Source organism: Sphingomonas sp. 10B4 (genome assembly GCF_035019905.1).
GTDB classification, from domain to species: Bacteria; Pseudomonadota; Alphaproteobacteria; order Sphingomonadales; family Sphingomonadaceae; genus Sphingomonas; species Sphingomonas glacialis.
Map to the genome: position 1 here is coordinate 1 of NZ_JASJVC010000259.1, position 290 is coordinate 290.

Here is a 290-nt window from a genome sequence, read left to right on the forward strand (position 1 = left end):
GTGCTGCATTCCAACCCGTTTCCAGCAACGCTAACGTGAATACACAAGTTGCCCAAGCCCAAATACAAACTGTCACTATCGTCGCAAAACGCATGAGCGCTGATGAAAAACTGGCCTTCGATACACAAGCTAATGGCATCCAGACTGTCGTCATCAGCGCAAAACGTTTAAGCCCAGAACAAAAATTGATTATGGCGCAAGAAGACCAAGCCTTGCAACATGGCGTTGCGATCAAAGCAGTTCGTTTAGCTCAGAACAATGGTTGATTTATGATAGATACTGGTAAGGAG

The 290-nt window shown here is 45.5% G+C and carries 1 protein-coding gene; it reads left to right on the top strand.

The window, feature by feature from the left end; translation table 11 throughout:
* On the top strand, window positions 1–266 hold a 266-nt coding region (locus QN347_RS19730; RefSeq protein WP_323494386.1), incomplete at its 5' end, for a hypothetical protein.
* Between the last annotated feature and the right edge of the window lie 24 nt (window positions 267–290).